We start from the raw sequence: 18,038 nt of genomic DNA, 5'->3' as shown, positions 1-18,038 counted from the left end.
CACCGATGTGTCCTGAGAAATCGCCACGGCGACGGGGGAACGGCGATCTCCGGCACGGTTCAGGGCCGCAGCAGCGCCATGGCCGCGTTGTGGCCGCCGATCCCGCTCACGCCGCCGCCCCTGCGGGCCGCGGCGCCGCACAGCAGAATGCGTTCGTGCCCGGTCTCCACGCCCCATCCCCTTTCTTCCGCGTACGGCCAGCTCAGGTCGGCGTGGAAGATGTGGCCACCCGGCAGTCCCGCGTCCCTCTCCAGGTCGACGGGGGTTTTGACCTCGACGCACGGGGTGCCGTCGGGGGCGCGGAGCAGGCAGTCCTCGATGGGCTCGGCGAGCACCGCATTCATGGAGGCGAACGTGGCCCGCAGCGCATCCTCACGCGCTTTTTCTGGATTTTCCCGGAAAAGTCGGGCGGGCATGTGGAGACCGAACAGGGTCATCGTCTCGGCCTTCCCCCGCAGTTCCGGCCCGAGAATGGACGGGTCCGTCAGGGAATGGCAGTAGACCTCCGCGGGCGGCGATTCCGGGATCTCCCCTCGCGCCGCCTGCTCGTACGCCTTGGCGAGCTGGTCGCGTCCCTCGTTGATGTGGAAAGTGCCGCTGAAGGCGGCCCGGGGATCGGCCGAGGGGTCCTTCAGCCCGGGCAGCCGGGCGAGCACCATGTTGACCTTGAGCTGCGCGCCCTCCGGCACGGTCGCGGGCCCGCCGAGCACCCGGTCCAGCACCGCCGGGGGCAGGTTGACCAGCACGTGGCGGCCGTCCACGGTGTGCTCGCCGTCCTCGGCCACGTACGTGACCTCGCCCGACGGCGAGATGCCGACGATCTCGGCGCCGGTCCTGATCTCGGCCCCGGCCCGCCGGGCCGCCCGCTCCAGCGCGCCGGAGACCGCGCCCATGCCGCCCACCGGGACGTTCCACTCGCCGGTGCCGTCGCCGATCACGTGGTAGAGGAAGCACCTGTTGGCCAGCAGGTCGGCCGACGGGTCGGCGAACGTGCCGATCAGCGCGTCGGTGAGCACGACGCCGCGCACGGTGTCGTCGGCGAACCGCTCGTCCACGGTCTGCCCGACGGGCCGGGCGAACAGGTCGCGCCATGCCTCCGGGCCGACCAGGCGCTCGATCTCGGCGGGGGTGCGCAGGGGTTCGAGCAGCGTGGGGGCAAGGGCGCGGGCCACGTCCGCCGTCATGGCGTAGAAGTCGCGCCAGGCGCGGTGGTCGTGCTCGCCGCCGGTGACGGCGCGGAAGGAGGCGGCGGTGCGGGCCTCGTCCTCGTTGTCGACGAGCAGGCCGGTGTCGCCCTTGGGGGTGTAGGAGGCGTACCGGCGGCGGCGCAGGTCGAGGTCGAGACCGAGGTCGCGGGCGATCCGGGTGGGCAGCAGGCTCACCAGGTAGGAGTAGCGGGACAGGCGGACGTCCACGCCCGGGAAGGCCCGCGTGGAGATCGCCAGGCCGCCGACGTGCCCGAGGCGCTCCAGCACCAGGACCCGGCGACCGGCTCCGGCGAGGTAGGCGGCCGCGACCAGCCCGTTGTGCCCGCCACCTGCCACGACGACGTCATACGCACCCATCCCCGCACCTTATGACCCGACCTGTGCCTTTAGTCAACGGTTCGCGCGGAGATGGTGCGGCCACTCGCGGGTGAGCCCGGCCGGGGTCCCCTCCCGGCCGGGCCCGGATCCGTCAGCCCGTCCTGTTCACCCAGACGCGCTTCACCGGCCAGGGCGTGAGCCGTACCGAGGAGACCCCGCCGACGGCCGTCCAGCCGCCGGTGAGGACGATCGGCCCGGCGTACGGGTGCGACTGCTCCACCCCGACGGCGTGCTGGCCGGTGCCGGAGGTGCAGTTGCTGTAGGCGTAGCCGCCGCTGACCCAGGCGGTGCAGTCGGTGGGCGCGGCCAGGGCGGGCGACGGCGCGAGGCCCGCCGCCGCCAGGCACATCACCGCCGATCCGGCCAGAGCGACGAGGGGACGACGAAGGCTCATACGGAGTCTCCTGAGGTTCGGGGGGTGAACGTGGCCTAACTTTTAGGAAACTTTCCTAAGCGAAAGCTAGATCGTCCGCCCGGCAGCGTCAACAGCCCGCCCGCCGGGCGTCCTCATGGGCGGCTGGCGATGGCGAGCAGCGTGGCGGCCGGGGCGGTGAGCGAACGTCCGCGCCGCCACACCGCGCGCAGGTTCCGCACCAGGTTGATCCCGGCGAGGGGCACCTCGACCAGGCGGCCGGTCGCGATGTCCGCCTCGACCGCGTAACGGCTGAGCACCGCGGGCGCGGCCCCCGCCTGCGCCGCCCCCTTGACCGCCGAGTTCGACCCGAGCTCCAGGCGGGGGCTGGCCCGGTGGAGGCTCTTGAACGCCACGTCCAGGGTCTCGCGGGTACCTGAGCCCGGCTCGCGTACCACGAGGGGCGTGGCGGCCAGCTCGGCCCCGCGCAGGGCCGTACGGCGGCGGGCCCAGGGATGGCCGCAGGCCACCACGACGACCAGCCGGTCGGTGCCCACCACCCGGCTGTCCAGCCCCTCGGGCACGGTCGGCCCCTCGACGAACCCCAGCTCCACCTCCTCGCCCAGCACCCTGGCCGCGACGTCGGTGGAGTTGACCACGTCCAGCCCCACCTGGACCTCGGGCTCGCGGTTCTGCAGCTCGCCGAGCCAGCGCGGCACCAGGTACTCGGCCACCGTCATGCTGGCGGCCACCCGCAGGTGGGCCGCCTCGCTGTGCCGCACGGCCTCCACGGCCCGCATCAGCTCCTCGGCCGCGGCCAGCACCTGGGCCGCCCACCCGGCCACCATCCGGCCCTCGGCGGTGAGCGTGGACCCGCGCGGCGTGCGCTCCAGCAGGGGGACGCCGAGGCGGCGCTCCAGCATGGCCACCCGCTTGCTGGCCGACGGCTGGGCCATGCCCGCCGCCTTGGCCGCCTGCCCCAGGCTGCCCAGCTCGCCCACGTCGACCAGCAGCTTCAGCGAGTCGAGATCCGGCAGCGCGCTCATAGCCACAGGCTATGGCCTCCCAGTCAACGCGTGTCTACCGGCCGGTACGCAGGCCCCGAAGACTGGCATCATGCCTCTCCCCGACCAGCGGATCCCTCCGCTCACCGCGCCCCGGCCGACCCCCGACCCCCGAGGCGGCGAGGCGCCGGCCGCCCCCGCGGCGTCGGTGTGGCCGGGCATCGGGCTGGCGGCCGCCGCGGTGGTGGTGGCCGTGGTGGTGAACCGGTTCGCCCCGGCGTTCAGCCCGGCGGTGATCGCGGTGCTGTCCGGGGCGGTCCTGGCCAACCTCGTGGCCTGGGCGGCGACGTCCGCGCGGTGGGCCGGGGCGGGGGCCGTCTGGGAGCGGTTCAGGCCGGGGCTGGCGTTCGTGGCCCGGCGGGTGCTGCGGGTGGCGATCGCGCTGCTCGGGCTGCAGATCGCGCTGCCGCAGGTGCTCGCGCTCGGCTGGCAGACGCTGGTGATCGTGGTGACGGCGACCGGCGTGACGTTCGCGGTGACGCCGGTGATCGGCCGCCGCCTGGGCCTGTCGCCCGGCACGTCGCTGCTGGTCGCGACCGGGGTGTCCATCTGCGGGGCGGCGGCGGTCGCGGCCATGCGCGAGAGCGCGGACGACGCCGACGACGACGACGCGGCCGCGGCGCTGAGCGTGGTCGTGCTCTACGGCAGCGCGGCCATCGTGGCCGTCCCGGCGCTGGCGGCGCTGCTCGGGCTGTCGCCGGCCCAGCTCGGCGTCTGGACCGGCGCGGCCGTGCACGAGGTGGCGCAGGTGGCCGCGATCGGCGCCGCGTCGGGCGTCCTGGCCGCCGCGGTGACGGTCAAGCTGGCCCGCGTCGTCCTGCTGGCCCCGCTCGTCGCCCTGACGTCCTTCCGTGCCCGCCGCTCGATGAGCGGTGCAGCCGCGGCGAACCGGCGGGAGGGGCGCCGGACGCCGGTCATGCCGCTGTTCGTGGCGGCGTTCCTGCTCATGGTGGCGGTACGCAGCACCGGCTGGGTGCCGGACGTCGTCACGCGGGCGGTCCCGCAGGTCACCAACGTGCTCATGGCCGCCGCCCTGTTCGGCCTGGGCACCGGGATCGACGTGCGCAAGCTCGTCAAGGGCGGGCGGGCCGTGCTGCTCGGCGCCATCGCCACCGGGCTCATCGCGGCCGTCTCGCTCACCGGGGTCGCCGTGCTGCTGTGACAACCACCTGAGTGGACGTCCTGGCCAGGCCACCGTACGCTGCTCTGTTCGGAACAAATTCCGTCAGGCACGCCGTTCTCCCTGAACCGGCCAGGACCACTCAAGGAGCTTGAAACCCGTCATGCGCAGCGCCACCGATCCTTTCCTCCAGCCGTCCGACGAGGTCGCCGAGGCCCTGGCCGGCGGCGCGCCCGTCGTGGCCCTGGAGTCCACGATCATCTCGCACGGCCTGCCGCAGCCGCGCAACCTGGAGGTGGCCCGCGAGCTTGAAGGAGCGGTCCGCGCGGCGGGCGCGGTCCCGGCGACGATCGCCGTCCTCGACGGCGTGGCCAGGATCGGCCTGAACGAGCTGGAGCTTGAGCGCATCGCCACCGAGTCCGGGCTGCGCAAGCTGGGCCAGCGCGACCTGCCGCTGGCCGCCGCGCTGAAGGCGAGCGGGGCCACGACCGTGTCGGCCACGTCGTTCCTGGCCGCCCGCGCCGGCATCCGGATCTTCGCGACCGGCGGCCTGGGCGGCGTGCACCGCGGCTGGACCGAGGACCAGGACGAGTCCGCCGACCTCGACACCCTCGCCCGCACCCGCATCACGGTCGTCTGCGCGGGCGTGAAGTCGATCCTCGACGTGCCGGCCACGCTGCAGCGGCTGGAGACGCGCGGCGTGACCGTGGCCGGCTACCGCACCGACACCTTCCCCGGCTTCTACCTGAACTCCTCCGGCCAGCCGATCGACTGGCGGATCGAGTCGCCCGAGGACGCCGCCGCCGTCATGCGCGGCCAGGACGCGCTGGCCGGCCCGGAGACCGCGTTCATCGTCGCCAACCCGGTGCCCGAGGACCAGCAGCTCGACCCGGCGCTGCACGACCGCGTGCTGGCCGAGGCGCTGGCCGCCGCCGAGCGCGAGGGCGTCAAGGGGCAGGCGATCACGCCGTTCCTGCTCGGCTATCTCGTCAACGGCACCGGCGGCGCCTCGCTGGAGGCGAACCTGGCCGCCGTGCGCGGGAACACCGCGCTGGCCGCCCGGATCGCCGTGGCGTGGGCGTGGGTCCGTGAGTGACACGGGTCTCCTGGTCGTCGGTGACGTCGTCACCGATGTGGTGGCGCTGCACGGCTCGCCGGTCATGGCGGGCACCGACACCGCCGCGGAGATCGTGCTGCGGCCCGGTGGCTCCGGCGCGAACACCGCCGCCTGGGCCGCCCACCTGGGGGCCGACTCGCGGCTGCTGGCCAAGCTCGGCTACGACAGCAGCGAGTGGCACACGACCGAGCTGGTCAGGACCGGGGTCCGGCCCCACGTGCTGGTGGACCTGGAGCACCCCACGGCGGTCGTCATCGCCATGGTGGACAAGACCGGCGAACGTTCCATGCTCACCAACCGCGGCGCGGGCGGCCTGATCTCCGACGCCGACTGGGACCCGGCCCTGCTCGACGGGGTCGGGCGGCTGCACCTGTCGGGTTACACGCTGTTCGCGGCGCCCGGCCTCCGCCTGGCCAGGGCCGCCGTCCGGGACGCCGTCGCCGCCGGCGTGCCGGTCAGCATCGACCCGGCCTCGACGGGCCCGCTGCGGGACTTCGGCGTCGAACGTTTCATGCGGGAGACGTCCGCGGCCGATCTGATCATCCCGAACCTGGACGAGGCCCTGGTCCTGACCGGTGCCCCGTCCCCGGAGCGGGCCGCAGTGCTGCTGAGTGAGACGTACGGCACAGCGGTCGTGAAACTGGGCGCCGAGGGCGCGCTGGTGGCGGTGGACGGCGCGGTCACGGCGACGTGCGCGGGCATGTCCGCCGAGGTCGTGGACTCCACGGGCGCCGGTGACGCCTTCGCGGCCGGCTATCTCGCCGCCATCCTCCAGGGGGCGGACGCCGCGCTCGCGCTGGAGGCGGGATGCCGTGCCGGTGCGCAATGTGTGGCCCAGGTGGGCGGCCGTCCACGGTACGGTTTGGATCTGAACCGTCTTTACCCTATTCACACTGATTGATAGCTTGCCGCGTAGGCTGCACCATTAGCCACATGCGTACCGGGTTGCCCACGCGGCCCACTGGGGAGGATAAGGTCCGCCGATGGAAGTCGAGTCATCGATCTGCCTGAGCGACCTCGTCCCTGCTCTGCGCTGGAGCCGCCCTCAGCAGGTGGCCGAGGTGCTGGGTGATCCGCGGCTGCCGGCGGGGTGGTGGTCCTCGCTCGCGGTGTCCAGGGCGCTCGGCACGGCGGGTCTCGACTGGGTCTGCGAACGGCTCGCCCGGCTGATCTCCGCCCGCTGGGACCATCTGCCGCTGGTGGACCTGCTTCCTGCGCTCGCCGTCCATCAGGTCGATCCGGCGCTGCCCGGCTGGCCGGAGGCCACCCGTACGGCGATCACGGGGCTCGGCGGCTGGCAGCGGCTGCGCCGCCTGTCGCCCGGCGATCTCGGCACCCCGTCGGCGACGCCCGAGGTGGTGATCGGCTCGGTCCTGCGCGAGGTGCTCGGGCGCATCCCGGCGCAGCGGGAGGCCGTACCCGCTCAGCAGTCCGGGTCGCCGGACGTCACCCGTCCGCTCGCGCGCGGCGCGACGGGGTCCTTCCCGGCCGTCCCGGCGGCCGAACCCGAGGCGTACGCCGCCCAGCCCGGCAGCGGCCCCCAGCGCCCGCCCGCCGCCTTCACCCCGCACAGCGACGCCTTCCCCGCCCAGCCCCAGGGCGCCCCGCGCCAGGCCCCGGCCGGTGAGGGCGGCCTGCCGCAACGCCCGGCCGCGGCCCGGCCCGCCGCCCAGCAGCCCGGCTCGTTCCCCCCGCCGCCCGAGAGCGGCCAGGGACACCAGACCGGCTCCTTCGCCGCCCAGCCCGACGCCACCCGCCAGACCGGCTCGTTCCCGGTCCAGCCCGAAGGCGGCCGTCAGACCGGCTCGTTCCCCGCACAGCCGTCCGGCGGCCCTCAGACCGGGTCCTTCCCCGCGCAGGGTGGAGCGCGGCTGCCGCAGCGGCCCACCGCCGGACGTCCGGACGGCGGCCCCCAGGCCGCCGCCGACGGCCCCCCGTACGCCGCCCCCGCCCCCGGCGGGACGCCCGCTCCCGGCCAGGTCCCCGCCGACCCCGACCACGCGATGGTCCGCGTCGTGGACGGCCTGTTCCGCGGCCTGGACAAGCTGGAGCTGGCCGTCGCCGTGCACCGGCTGTTCGCCGAGGACCCGGTCAGCCTGCGCACGCTGGCCCACAAGCTGCTGGTGGACCGCGAGGTGCTCTCCCAGGCCCAGCGCACCGCCGAGGAACGCGTCCTGCACTGGCTGCGCTCGTCGGAGTCCGCGCCGGTCACCGGCCACATGTTCCGGCTCACCGAATGGCTCGGCGCGGCGGCCACCGAGGAGCAGCTCATCGGCGCCGACCCGGCCCACCCGGCGATGGTCCCGTCGCTGCGCACGCCCCTGTGGCGGGTCCTGGTGACGCTCATGCCCGACCGCCGGCTCCAGGACGGCTGGCTGGTCGTCGGCGACATCCACGGCCTCCAGGCCCGTACGCGCCAGCTCCTGGCCGCCGCCCCGCCGGACACCGACGTCGTGGAGCTGCTCGCCGAGCTGGGCATCCGCGCCCACTCCGCCAAGGCGTGGCTCGACGCCCTGCCCTCGGAGTCGGCCCCGGGCCCGGCGGACGCCTCCCCGCAGCCCGCCCAGCCCCTCCCCCGCCGTACGCCGGGCGCCAACGGCCACCACCACCGGGGCGGCCAGCCCATCCCGACGGCGGGCGCGAACTCGATCGACCCCTCGGCGGCCCTGGCCACGTTGTCCGCGCTGTCCGGCGGCCGGTCGGGCATGCTGCCCGGCAGCCTGGCCGGAACGCCGGCCACGCCGCCTCCGCCGCTGCCGAGCCCGTCGTCGGACCCGCGCCGCTGGCAGCGCATCGAGGTCACCCCGGAACACCTCAGGGGCGGCCCGGTGCCGGTGCCGGAGGGCTACGCGGCCCAGCTCGGCATGCGTCCGGGCACCCTGCTGTCGGTGACCGGGCCCGGCGACAACGCGATCGTGCTGGTCTGGCAGGGCCACCAGCCGGTCTTCGACTCGCTGCAGCCGGTGCTCATGCGCCTGAACGCCCGCCCCGGCGACCAGGTCTACGTCACGGTGGACGGCTACCGCCTGGAGGCCCAGCTCACCGGCTGACGCTCGCGCCTACGCGGTCACCCGAACAGGCCCAGCCGGTGGGCCGTGGCCGCCGCCTCGCCGCGGGTGGCGACGCCCAGCTTGGCCAGGATGTTGGAGACGTGCACGCTGACCGTCTTCACCGAGATGAACAGCGCCGCGGCGATCTCCCGGTTGCTGCGCCCGTCGCTCACCTCGCGCAGCACCTCCAGCTCGCGCGCGGTCAGCCCCAGCGGCGGCCCGTCGGGCTCGTCGGCGCCGCCGACGCGGGCCCGCCGTCCGAACACGTCGAGCTGTTCGAGCAGCGGCGTGGCGCCCAGCTGCGCGGCCAGCTCCCGCGCCCGCGTCACCATCGCGGCCGCGGCCCGCCGGGCGCCCTCGGCCAGCGCCGCCTGGGCGGCCCCCACCAGGCACTGCGCCTCCGCGTACGGCTGCCGCAACCCCGCCCAGGCCGCCACCGCCGACTCCCACGCCTTGAGCTGGGCCGCCCCGCCGAGCCCCTCCTCCGGCCCGGTCAGCGCCGCGAACGTCAGCCGCTGCGCCTCCTGGAGGTCGCCGTCGACGGCCAGCTCCCGCGCCACCTCCAGAAGCCGCGCCACGACGGCCGCCGCGACCCCCGCGTACGGCGCGCCGCCCTCGCCGAGAGCGGGCCGGGCGAGCTGCGCGAACGTCACCAGCAGCGGCCAGGCGTAGCGCGGCGAGGGTCGCAGGTCCTGGTTCTCCAGCCCCCGGGCGGCGGCCTCCAGCGCCTCGCCGAGCCGCCCCTGCGCCCGCAGCAGCAGGACCTGCCTGCGCAGATGCGGCAGCACGGTCTGGTCCCGGTAGGTGCCGCGCGCGAACACGCTGGCGGAGGACGACAGCAGCCTGTCGGCCCGGTCGATCTGCCCCCGCGCGAGCGCGATGTCCATCACGAAGCCCTGGAGACTGGCCCGGTAGGGGGCCGGCGGCGCGAGGTCGAGCGCCTGCTCGACCACCTGGAGCGCCTCGTCCCAGCGGCCCAGCGAGAGTAGCGGCTCGGTCAGGTTGATCGCCAGGAACGTGCCGGACGTGCGTGCCAGGCCGTAGTGCCCGGCCTCCTGCACGCCCTCGCGGGCGACCTGGGCGGCCCGCTCGTGCCGTCCGGCGCCCTCCAGCGCGTCGGACTCGGAGATCGCGCAGCGCATCAGCGCGTTGTAGGCGCCCTGGGCGCGGGCCACTCGGCGCGCCTCGGCGAACTGCCCGAGCTGGGCCTCGATGTCGGAGAAGCGGGACCGCGCCCAGGCGAGGCTGATGAGCGCGTGGGCCTCGACGTTGGCGTCGCCCATCTCGTGGCCGATCTCCATGGCGAGCTGCGCCGTCGCCAGCTTCTCCGGCCAGTCCTCCGGACGGTGCAGCATGCGCGCCAGCGTCTCCAGGACCTGGCCGCGCAGCTTGGTCGGCGGCTCGGCGGGCACCAGCTCGGCCGCCTGGCGCAGGTCGTCGAGATAGCCGGCGCGGCCCAGGTCGTAGCGGGTCAGGCCGCGCTGGCGCAGCAGGGTGGCCGCGGTGATCGGGTCGGCGTCGAGGTCGACCTCGGCGAGCGCGGCCCCGGCCAGGGCCAGGCTGCGTTCGTACTCGCCGGCCAGGTGGGCGACCGTGGCGGTCTGCCGGAGCACGTCGAGGCGGCCGCAGCCGATGCGCTCGGCGGCGTCGGGCACCTGGTCCCACAGCTCCAGCACCCGAGAGAGCATCCTGAGCTGCTCGTCGTAGGCGGTGGACTTGCGGGCCGCGGCGGCCGCGCGCCAGGCGCTGACCAGCGCCCAGGTGGAGTCGTGGGCGGAGTGCCAGTGGTGGGCCAGCTCGATCGCGCCGCGCGGGGCGGGCAGGATCGACAGGTCGCGTTCGAGTGCCTCGGCGTAGCGGGTGTGGAGCCGGGTGTGCTCGCCGGGCAGCAGGTCGTCGTGGAGCGCCTCGCGGATGAGCGCGTGCCGGAAGCCGTAGCCCTCGCCGTCGACCACCAGCACGTTGCCCGCCACGGCGGGGCGCAGCGCCCGCGACAGGGCGGTGTCGTCGAGCCCGGCCACCGCGCTCAGCAGGTCGTGCTCGATGCGCTGGCCGCCCGCGCTGGCCACCCGCAGCAGTTCCTGGGTCTCGTCGGGCAGCCGCTCGACGCTGGCCAGCAGCAGGTCGCGCAGGGACTCGGGGAGCATGTCGCCGCCGTCGGCCTCGCTCAGCAGCGCCTCGACGAACAGCGGGTTGCCCTCGCTGCGGGCGTAGATCAGGTCCATCGCGGCGGCCGACGGCTCGCGCCGCAGGATGCTGGCCGCCTGCGCGACGGCCTCCCTGCGGGTGAGCCTGCGCAGCTCGACCCGGCTCACCCACTCGATGCGGCCCAGCTCGGCCAGCATCGGCCGGAGCGGATGGGTGCGGTGGAGCTCGTCGGTGCGGTAGGTGACCACGATCAGCAGCCGGGCCGCCGTGCGCTGGTAGCGGACCAGGAAGGACAGCAGGTCACGGGTGGAACGGTCGGCCCAGTGGGCGTCCTCGACCACCAGCAGCACCGGACGCTCCTCGGCCAGCCGCTCCAGCAGCCCGAGCACCTGCTCGAACAGCCGGGCCCGCGCCTCGGCGCCGTCCTTGTCCGGCTCGCCGAACTCGGGCAGCAGCCGGGCCAGCCCGCGCGTCGTGCCCCCGGGCACCAGCGCCGCCACGCCGTCGCGCCCGAGCTCGCGCACGAGCCCGCGCAGCACGGCCGTGAACGGCGCGAACGGCAGGCCCTCGGTGCCCAGCTCCAGGCAGCCGCCGACGAGCACCCGCGCGTCGCCCGCCCGGTCGATGAACTCGCTGATCAGGCGGGTCTTGCCGACCCCCGCCTCGCCGCCGACGAGCACGGTGGACGACGCGCCCGCACGTGCTCTGACCAGGGCGTCGCCCAGAGCGTGCAGCTCGCGGGCGCGCCCGACGAACAGGGGGCTGACGGTGTGAATGCTCACGCCCCAAGGATGCCATCAAACACCGACAAAACGGACCGAAACTCCGGGCCGTCGTCTGTCAGCGCAAAACCTTGCGGAAGAAGGTGGCCGACGCCTCGTAGCCCAGGGCGTGGTAGAACTCCGGCGCCCGCCGGGTGGCCATCGCCACGTACCCGGCCCGCCGGGTACGGGCCCACGCCTCGAACTCCTCCAGCAGCCGGCGGCCGATGCCCTGCCGGCGCGAGCCCGACTGGACCATCGCCTCCTCGACCCAGGCAACCGGCCCGTTGGCGAACAGCGTCAGGTGCACGAACCCCAGCAGGTATCCGTGGACGCGCCCGCCCACGACCGCCGTGAGCAGCAGGGCGTCCTCGTTGCGCAGGAGTTGCGGGAGCGCGGCGTCGAAGGCCGCGCGCTCCGGCCTGAAGGTCAGCCCGAACTCGCGCGCCAACGCGAACACCTCGTCCGCGTCCGCCTTCTCCGCCCTCCTGATGAGAAGATCGTCCGCCGTCATGAGGTACGACACTAGAACCTCTGTGCCCTTTCGTCCATCGTGCCACGGGAGTGTGCCGTGACGTCCGGTACGGCGTCCGGAACGGCCTGCGGTCAGAGGTCGCCGAGGCCGAGCTGGCGGGCGATGAGCATACGCTGCACCTCGCTGGTGCCCTCGCCGATCTCCAGGATCTTGGCGTCGCGGTAGAAGCGGCCGACCGGGAACTCGTTCATGAAGCCGTACCCGCCGAACACCTGGGTGGCGTCGCGGGAGTTGTCCATGGCCGCGTTCGAGGACACCAGCTTGGCGATCGCCGCCTCCTTCTTGAACGGCACCCCGGCCAGCATCTTCTCGGCCGCGTGGTAGTAGGCCAGCCGGGCGGTGTGGGCGCGCACCTCCATGTCGGCGATCTTGAACTGGATGGCCTGGTAGTGGCCGATCGGGTGGCCGAACGCCTTGCGGTCCCTGACGTACTTGAGGCATTCGTCCACGCAGCCCTGGGCCAGGCCCACGCTGAGCGCGGCGATGGCGATGCGGCCCTCGTCGAGGGTCTGCAGGAACTGCGCGTAGCCGCGTCCCCGCTCGCCGAGCAGGTTGGCGGCGGGCACCCGGCAGTCGGAGAAGGACAGCTCGCGGGTGTCGGAGGCGTTCCAGCCGACCTTGGAGTACTTCTTGGAGACGGTGAACCCCGGCGTGCCGCTCGGCACCAGGATCGTGGAGATCTCCCGCTCGCCGGTGAGCGCGGCCACGCCGATCACGCCGGTGATGTCGGTGCCGGAGTTGGTGATGAACGCCTTCGTCCCGTTGATCACCCATTCGCCGCCGTCGAGCACGGCGGTCGTCCGCATGCCGCCCGGCACGTCGGAGCCGCCGCCGGGCTCGGTCAGCCCGAACGCGCCCAGCATCTCGCCGGAGGCCAGCCGGGGCAGCCACTCCTGGCGCTGCTCGTCGGTGCCGAACCGGTAGATCGGCATCGCGCCCAGCGAGACCGCGGCCTCCAGGGTGATCGCCACGCTGGAGTCGGCGCGGGCCAGCTCCTCCAGGGCCAGGCACAGCGCGAAGTAGTCGCCGCCCATGCCGCCGTACTCCTCCGGGAACGGCAGGCCGAACAGCCCCATGTCGGCCATCTTGCGCACGATGTCGTAGGGGAACTCCTCGCGCTCGTAGTAGTCGCCGATCACGGGCGCCACCACGTCACGGGCGAACGCCTCGACGGTCTTGCGCAACTCTTGGTATTCGTCGTTCAGCATGATCAGCCTTTCGCGAGGGCCTGGACGACGCGCGAGGGGCTGGGCCGGCCCAGCCGCTCGGCCAGCCAGGTGCTGGTGGACACGAGTTTGTCCAGGTCGAGCCCGGTCTCGATGCCGAGCCCGCGCAACATCCACACGAGGTCTTCGGTGGCCAGGTTGCCGGTGGCGGACTCGGCGTACGGGCAGCCGCCGATGCCGCCGGTGGAGGCGTCGACGGTGGTCACGCCCGCCTTCAAGGCGGCGAGCGTGTTGCCGAGCGCCTGCCCGTAGGTGTCGTGGAAGTGCACGGCGAGCCGCTCGGGGCCGCCGAACGCGCCGATCAGCTCGGTGACGTGGCCCGGCGTGCCGACGCCGATCGTGTCGCCGAGCGACAGCTCGTAGCAGCCGAGCCCGAGCAGCCGCTCGCCGACCGCGACGACCTGCCCGACCGGCGTGGGTCCCTCCCAGGGGTCGCCGAAGCACATCGACACGTACGCGCGCACCCGCAGACCTTGCTCCAGCGCCCTGGCCACGACCGGCTCGAACATGTCGAACTGGCTCTCCAGCGTGCGGTTGAGGTTCTTGGCGGCGAAGGTCTCGGTGGCGCTGGCGAAGATCGCGATCTCGGTGACGCCCAGCTCCAGCGCCCGGTCGAGCCCGCGCTCGTTGGGCACCAGCACCGGGTAGCGCACGCCGGGCCTGCGGTCGAGACGGCCGAGCAGCTCACCGGCGTCGGCCAGCTGCGGCACCCACTTGGGGTGCACGAAGCTGGTCGCCTCGATGACCTGGTGGCCGGCGTCGGCCAGCCGGTCGATGAACTCGGCCTTCACATCGACCGGTACGATCGCCGACTCGTTCTGCAGGCCGTCGCGCGGGCCCACCTCGTAGACCGTGACCCGCTCGGGAAGCCCTTGCATGCGGTACGGCATCACGCCTCCTCACCGGTGACCACGGCCAGCACGGCGTCCATGTCGACCGGCCTGCCCGGCTGGACGGGCAGCTCGGCGACCACGCCGTCGCACGGGGCGGTGACCGTGTGCTCCATCTTCATGGCCTCGACGACGACCAGCGGCTGCCCCTTGCTCACCCGGTCGCCGGGCTGCACCTTGACCAGCAGGACGGTGCCGGGCATGGGGCTCCGGACCACGCCGTCGCCGGCCGCCGCCGCGCCTGGCCGGTCGCCCGGGTCGCCGATGAGGTGGCGGGTGAACGCCCACGACTCGCCGTCCTTGCCCAGCCAGAGCGTGTCGCCGTGGCGGGCGGTCAGGTAGCGGGTGGTCCGGCCGCCGAGCGTGACGGCCGCCCCGCCGCCGCCGGTCGTGATCCGGGCGGGCACCGCCTCCCCGTCGAGCAGCACCTCGGCCGAACGGCCGGGCAGCCCGCGGACGGGCACCGCGTGCACGCCGTCGCGCGACTCCAGCCGCCAGGTCGTCCAAGCGGGCTCGCCGACCCGCCAGCCGTCGGTGACCTGCCAGGGGTCGGGGCCCTGCGGCAGCGTGTGGAAGATCAGCGCCGCCGCCGCGGCCACCTCGCGCGGCACGCCGGACTCCGGCAGCAGCTCGGGCAGCACCCGTTCGACCAGGCCGGTGTCCAGCTCGCCCGCCACGACCGCGGGGTGGCGGGCGAGCGCGCGCAGGAACGGCACGTTGGTGACCACGCCCAGCACCGCGGTACCGGCGAGCGCGCGGTCGAGCGCCCTGAGCGCCGCCCCGCGCTCCGGCGACCAGGCGATCACCTTGGACAGCATGGGGTCGTAGTCGCTGCCGACGACCCCGTCCTCGGCCAGGCCGGAGTCGACCCGCACCCGGCCCGGCCCGTCGTCGCCGGGCTCGCGCAGGGCCAGCACGCGCCCGCCGCTGGGCAGGAAGCCGCGCGCCGGGTCCTCGGCGTAGACGCGCGCCTCGACGGCGTGGCCGTCGAGCCGCACCTGCTCCTGGCCGAACGGCAGCGGCTCGCCGGCCGCGACCCGCAGCTGCAGCTCCACCAGGTCCAGGCCGGTGACCAGCTCGGTGACCGGGTGCTCGACCTGGAGCCGGGTGTTCATCTCCATGAAGTGATAGGAGCCGGTGGTGCCGTCGACGATGAACTCGACCGTGCCCGCGCCGACGTACCCGACCGAGCGGGCGGCCTCGACGGCCGCGGCGCCCATGTCGGCGCGCATGCCGGGGGTCACGAAGGGAGACGGCGCCTCCTCGATGATCTTCTGGTGCCGGCGCTGCAGGCTGCACTCGCGCTCGCCCAGGTGCACGACGTTGCCGTGGGCGTCGGCCATGACCTGGATCTCGATGTGCCGGGGGTTCTCGACGTAGCGCTCGATGAGCAGGGTGCCGTCGCCGAACGCCGCCCGCGCCGTACGGCGGGCCGACTCCAGCGCGTCGGGCAGCTCGGCGGCCGAGCGCACCAGCACCATGCCCTTGCCCCCGCCGCCCGCGGACGGCTTGATCAGCGCCGGGAATTCCGCCCACTCCGCCAGGTCGTCGCCGGGCTCGGCCCCGCCGGGGACGACCGGCACGCCGGCCGCCGACACCGTGGCCTTGGCGCGGATCTTGTCGCCCATGGCGTCGATGGCCTCGGGGGACGGGCCGACGAAGACCAGCCCGGCCTCGGCGCAGCGCCGCGCGAAGGCGGCGTTCTCGGCCAGGAAGCCGTAGCCGGGGTGCACGGCCTGCGCGCCGGAGGCGAGCGCCGCCTCGACGATCGCCTCGATGTCCAGATATTTCGAGACTTCGAGGGCTATGTCTGCTTCGCGGGCGTGCCTGGCGCCCGCGTCGGGCGGCGTGAACACCGCCACCGACTCGATGCCGAGCGCGCGCAGCGTCCGGACGACCCGGACGGCGATCTCGCCCCGGTTGGCGATGAGAACACGGTCGAAGAACATGATCACATCCGGAAGACGCCGTAGCCGGCGGGTTCGAGCGGCGCGTTGGCCGCCGCGGACAGGGCCAGCCCGAGGACGGTGCGGGTGTCGAGCGGGTCGATCACGCCGTCGTCCCAGAGCCGGGCGGTGGAGTAGTAGGGGTTGCCCTGGTGCTCGTACTGGGCGCGGATGGCGTCGGGGTCGGCGTTGCCGACCGTGGTCAGCACGTTCGCCGCCTGCTCGCCGCCCATGACGGAGATGCGGGCGTTGGGCCACATCCACAGGAACCTGGGCGAGTACGCCCGTCCGGCCATGGCGTAGTTGCCCGCCCCGAACGAGCCGCCGATCACCACCGTGAACTTGGGCACCCGCGCGCACGACACGGCCGTCACCATCTTGGCGCCGTGCTTGGCGATGCCGCCCGCCTCGTACGCCTTGCCGACCATGAACCCGCTGATGTTCTGCAGGAACACCAGCGGGATGCGGCGCTGGTCGCACAGCTCGATGAAGTGCGCGCCCTTCATCGCCGACTCGCTGAACAGGATGCCGTTGTTGGCCACGATGCCCACCGGGTGGCCGTGCAGGTGGGCGAAGCCGGTGACCAGGGTGGAGCCGTACTCGGCCTTGAACTCCAGGAAGCGCGAGCCGTCCACCAGGCGGGCGATGACCTCGCGCACGTCGTAGGGCTGGCGGGTGTCGGCCGGGACGAGGCCGTAGAGGTCGCGCGGGTCGTGCCGCGGCTCCTCGGGGGCGACCGTGTCCCAGGGGCGGGGAGCCCGGGGGGCCAGCGTCGAGACGATGTCGCGGACGATGGCCAGGGCGTGGGCGTCGTCCTCGGCCAGGTGGTCGGTGACGCCGCTGACCCGGGAGTGCAGGTCGCCGCCGCCCAGCTCCTCGGCCGTGACCTCCTCGCCGGTGGCCGCCTTCACCAGGGGCGGACCGCCCAGGAAGATCGTGCCCTGGCCGCGGACGATGACCGCCTCGTCGCTCATGGCCGGCACGTACGCGCCGCCGGCGGTGCACGAGCCGAGCACCGCGGCGATCTGCGGGATGCCGCGGGCCGACATCGTGGCCTGGTTGTAGAAGATGCGCCCGAAGTGCTCCCGGTCGGGGAAGACCTCGTCCTGCTTGGGGAGGAACGCGCCGCCGGAGTCCACCAGGTAGACGCAGGGCAGGTGGTTGTGCAGGGCCACCTCCTGCGCGCGCAGGTGCTTCTTGACGGTCATCGGGTAGTACGTGCCGCCCTTGACGGTCGCGTCGTTGGCCACGACCACGCACTCGCGCCCGGCCACCCTGCCGACGCCGGTGATGATCCCGGCGGCGGGCGCCTGGTCGTCGTAGAGGCCGCCGGCCGCCAGCGGCGACAGCTCCAGGAAGCGGGAACCCGGGTCGAGCAGCCCGTCGACGCGGTCGCGCGGCAGCAGCTTGCCGCGCTCGACGTGGCGCTGCCGCGACCGCTCGGGGCCGCCGAGCGCCGCCGCGGCCAGCCGTTCGAGCAGCTCGGCGGACAGCCGCTCGTTGAGCTCGGCGTTGTGCTTGTACGCCTCGCTCCCGGGCGCCACGGCCGACTTCAGCACCGGCCAGTCGCTCATGAGTCCCCTCTCGTCATGGCCGAGATGTTAGTCATCATTAACGTAATCGTCTAGCATGTGAGACGTGACCACTGCCTCCACACCTACCCGCGAGCGCGGCAGAAGGCGCATGGAGATCCTCGCGGCGGCCGCCCGGCTGTTCGCCGCGCGCGGTTTCCACGGGGTCTCCATCGAGGACATCGGGGGCGCGGTCGGCGTCTCGGGCCCCGCGCTCTACCGGCATTTCAGCGGCAAGGAAGCGCTGCTCGCCGAGATGCTGCTCGACGTCAGCTCGCGGCTGCGGGAGTCGGCGGTGGCGGTGGCGACCTCCTCCGACGGGCCGGCCGAGACCCTCGACGCGCTGCTCAACGTGCAGATCACGTTCGCGCTCGACCAGCCGGCGCTGATCACCGTGCACGACCGCGAGCTGGGCAACGTGCCCGAGCCGGAGCGGCGCAGGATCAGGCGGCTGCAGCGCCTCTACGTCGAGGAGTGGGTGACCGTGCTGGCCGAGCTGCACCCGGCGTGCCCGCCGGCCCGGCTGCGCGCGGCGACGCACGCGGTCTTCGGCCTGCTCAACTCGACGCCCCACAGCGCGGGCGAGCTGGCCCCGCACGACATGCGCCCCCTGCTGCACACGATGGCCCGCGCCGCGATCGAGGCCAGCGTTAACAATCACTAACTGACAGA

The 18,038-nt window shown here is 74.0% G+C and carries 14 protein-coding genes; 5 read left to right on the top strand and 9 right to left on the bottom strand.

Annotated features, from left to right (window positions below; translation table 11 throughout):
* Positions 1-59: 59 nt before the first annotated feature.
* The 3 genes from ABZ444_RS04905 to ABZ444_RS04895 all read right to left on the bottom strand — a co-directional run bounded on the left by ABZ444_RS04905 (position 60) and on the right by ABZ444_RS04895 (position 2,984).
* Positions 60-1,565: an NAD(P)/FAD-dependent oxidoreductase gene (locus tag ABZ444_RS04905; RefSeq protein ID WP_357992746.1), complete on the bottom strand. Its 1,506-nt coding sequence runs from the start codon at positions 1,563-1,565 to the stop codon at positions 60-62.
* A gap of 112 nt (positions 1,566-1,677) precedes the next feature.
* On the bottom strand, positions 1,678-1,980 hold the full coding sequence (locus ABZ444_RS04900; RefSeq protein WP_357992743.1) for a hypothetical protein: 303 nt from the start codon (positions 1,978-1,980) through the stop codon (positions 1,678-1,680).
* A gap of 113 nt (positions 1,981-2,093) precedes the next feature.
* Positions 2,094-2,984, bottom strand: a complete 891-nt coding sequence (locus tag ABZ444_RS04895) for a LysR substrate-binding domain-containing protein (protein WP_357992740.1) — start codon at positions 2,982-2,984, stop codon at positions 2,094-2,096.
* Between the two features lie 70 nt (positions 2,985-3,054).
* Here ABZ444_RS04895 and ABZ444_RS04890 point away from each other — a divergent pair, with 70 nt between their 5' ends.
* From ABZ444_RS04890 to ABZ444_RS04875, 4 genes are all read left to right on the top strand, one after another.
* Positions 3,055-4,164, top strand: a complete 1,110-nt coding sequence (locus ABZ444_RS04890) for a putative sulfate exporter family transporter (protein WP_357992738.1) — start codon at positions 3,055-3,057, stop codon at positions 4,162-4,164.
* Positions 4,165-4,285: 121 nt separating this feature from the next.
* Positions 4,286-5,218, top strand: coding sequence for a pseudouridine-5'-phosphate glycosidase (locus tag ABZ444_RS04885; protein ID WP_357992735.1), 933 nt, complete (start codon positions 4,286-4,288; stop codon positions 5,216-5,218).
* Entirely contained in the window at positions 5,211-6,140 is a 930-nt protein-coding gene (locus ABZ444_RS04880; RefSeq protein ID WP_357992733.1) for a sugar kinase, read from the top strand. The genes ABZ444_RS04885 and ABZ444_RS04880 overlap by 8 nt, the downstream gene beginning before the upstream one ends.
* 82 nt (positions 6,141-6,222) lie before the next feature.
* Positions 6,223-8,289 carry a hypothetical protein gene (locus ABZ444_RS04875; protein WP_357992730.1) on the top strand — a complete coding sequence of 689 codons (2,067 nt, stop codon included), beginning with the start codon at positions 6,223-6,225 and terminating at the stop codon, positions 8,287-8,289.
* A 17-nt stretch (positions 8,290-8,306) separates the two neighbouring features.
* Here the strand turns inward: ABZ444_RS04875 and ABZ444_RS04870 are convergent, their stop codons facing one another.
* From ABZ444_RS04870 to ABZ444_RS04845, 6 genes are all read right to left on the bottom strand, one after another.
* Positions 8,307-11,219: an AAA family ATPase gene (locus ABZ444_RS04870; RefSeq protein ID WP_357992727.1), complete on the bottom strand. Its 2,913-nt coding sequence runs from the start codon at positions 11,217-11,219 to the stop codon at positions 8,307-8,309.
* Positions 11,220-11,277: 58 nt separating this feature from the next.
* Positions 11,278-11,712 carry a GNAT family N-acetyltransferase gene (locus tag ABZ444_RS04865; RefSeq protein ID WP_357964592.1) on the bottom strand — a complete coding sequence of 145 codons (435 nt, stop codon included), beginning with the start codon at positions 11,710-11,712 and terminating at the stop codon, positions 11,278-11,280.
* A 92-nt stretch (positions 11,713-11,804) separates the two neighbouring features.
* Positions 11,805-12,941: an acyl-CoA dehydrogenase family protein gene (locus ABZ444_RS04860; protein WP_352357043.1), complete on the bottom strand. Its 1,137-nt coding sequence runs from the start codon at positions 12,939-12,941 to the stop codon at positions 11,805-11,807.
* 2 nt (positions 12,942-12,943) lie between these two features.
* Complete coding sequence (locus ABZ444_RS04855) at positions 12,944-13,849, bottom strand: hydroxymethylglutaryl-CoA lyase (protein ID WP_357992724.1); 906 nt, start codon at positions 13,847-13,849, stop codon at positions 12,944-12,946.
* Positions 13,849-15,798, bottom strand: coding sequence for a biotin carboxylase N-terminal domain-containing protein (locus tag ABZ444_RS04850; protein ID WP_357992721.1), 1,950 nt, complete (start codon positions 15,796-15,798; stop codon positions 13,849-13,851). The genes ABZ444_RS04855 and ABZ444_RS04850 overlap by 1 nt, the downstream gene beginning before the upstream one ends.
* Positions 15,799-15,800: 2 nt before the next feature.
* Entirely contained in the window at positions 15,801-17,369 is a 1,569-nt protein-coding gene (locus tag ABZ444_RS04845; protein ID WP_357992718.1) for a carboxyl transferase domain-containing protein, read from the bottom strand.
* Positions 17,370-17,478: 109 nt separating this feature from the next.
* Between ABZ444_RS04845 and ABZ444_RS04840 the strand changes: the two genes are divergently transcribed.
* Entirely contained in the window at positions 17,479-18,030 is a 552-nt protein-coding gene (locus ABZ444_RS04840) for a TetR/AcrR family transcriptional regulator (RefSeq protein WP_357992809.1), read from the top strand.
* The last annotated feature ends 8 nt before the right edge of the window (positions 18,031-18,038 follow it).

The sequence above is a fragment of the Nonomuraea sp. NPDC005730 genome, assembly GCF_040630865.1.
Lineage (GTDB): Bacteria > Actinomycetota > Actinomycetes > Streptosporangiales > Streptosporangiaceae > Nonomuraea.
The sequence above is the reverse complement of the archived record's forward strand: the minus strand, read 5'-3'. Positions and strand labels throughout refer to the sequence as shown.

Bases quoted from the DNA above. Each gene is read 5' to 3' on its own strand.
- ABZ444_RS04905 (WP_357992746.1), bottom strand. From the start codon at position 1,565: ATGGGTGCGTATGACGTCGTCGTGGCAGGTGGCGGGCACAACGGGCTG.
- ABZ444_RS04900 (WP_357992743.1), bottom strand. From the start codon at position 1,980: ATGAGCCTTCGTCGTCCCCTCGTCGCTCTGGCCGGATCGGCGGTGATG.
- ABZ444_RS04895 (WP_357992740.1), bottom strand. From the start codon at position 2,984: ATGAGCGCGCTGCCGGATCTCGACTCGCTGAAGCTGCTGGTCGACGTG.
- ABZ444_RS04890 (WP_357992738.1), top strand. From the start codon at position 3,055: ATGCCTCTCCCCGACCAGCGGATCCCTCCGCTCACCGCGCCCCGGCCG.
- ABZ444_RS04885 (WP_357992735.1), top strand. From the start codon at position 4,286: ATGCGCAGCGCCACCGATCCTTTCCTCCAGCCGTCCGACGAGGTCGCC.
- ABZ444_RS04875 (WP_357992730.1), top strand. From the start codon at position 6,223: ATGGAAGTCGAGTCATCGATCTGCCTGAGCGACCTCGTCCCTGCTCTG.
- ABZ444_RS04865 (WP_357964592.1), bottom strand. From the start codon at position 11,712: ATGACGGCGGACGATCTTCTCATCAGGAGGGCGGAGAAGGCGGACGCG.
- ABZ444_RS04860 (WP_352357043.1), bottom strand. From the start codon at position 12,941: ATGCTGAACGACGAATACCAAGAGTTGCGCAAGACCGTCGAGGCGTTC.
- ABZ444_RS04855 (WP_357992724.1), bottom strand. From the start codon at position 13,849: ATGCCGTACCGCATGCAAGGGCTTCCCGAGCGGGTCACGGTCTACGAG.
- ABZ444_RS04850 (WP_357992721.1), bottom strand. From the start codon at position 15,798: ATGTTCTTCGACCGTGTTCTCATCGCCAACCGGGGCGAGATCGCCGTC.
- ABZ444_RS04845 (WP_357992718.1), bottom strand. From the start codon at position 17,369: ATGAGCGACTGGCCGGTGCTGAAGTCGGCCGTGGCGCCCGGGAGCGAG.
- ABZ444_RS04840 (WP_357992809.1), top strand. From the start codon at position 17,479: ATGGAGATCCTCGCGGCGGCCGCCCGGCTGTTCGCCGCGCGCGGTTTC.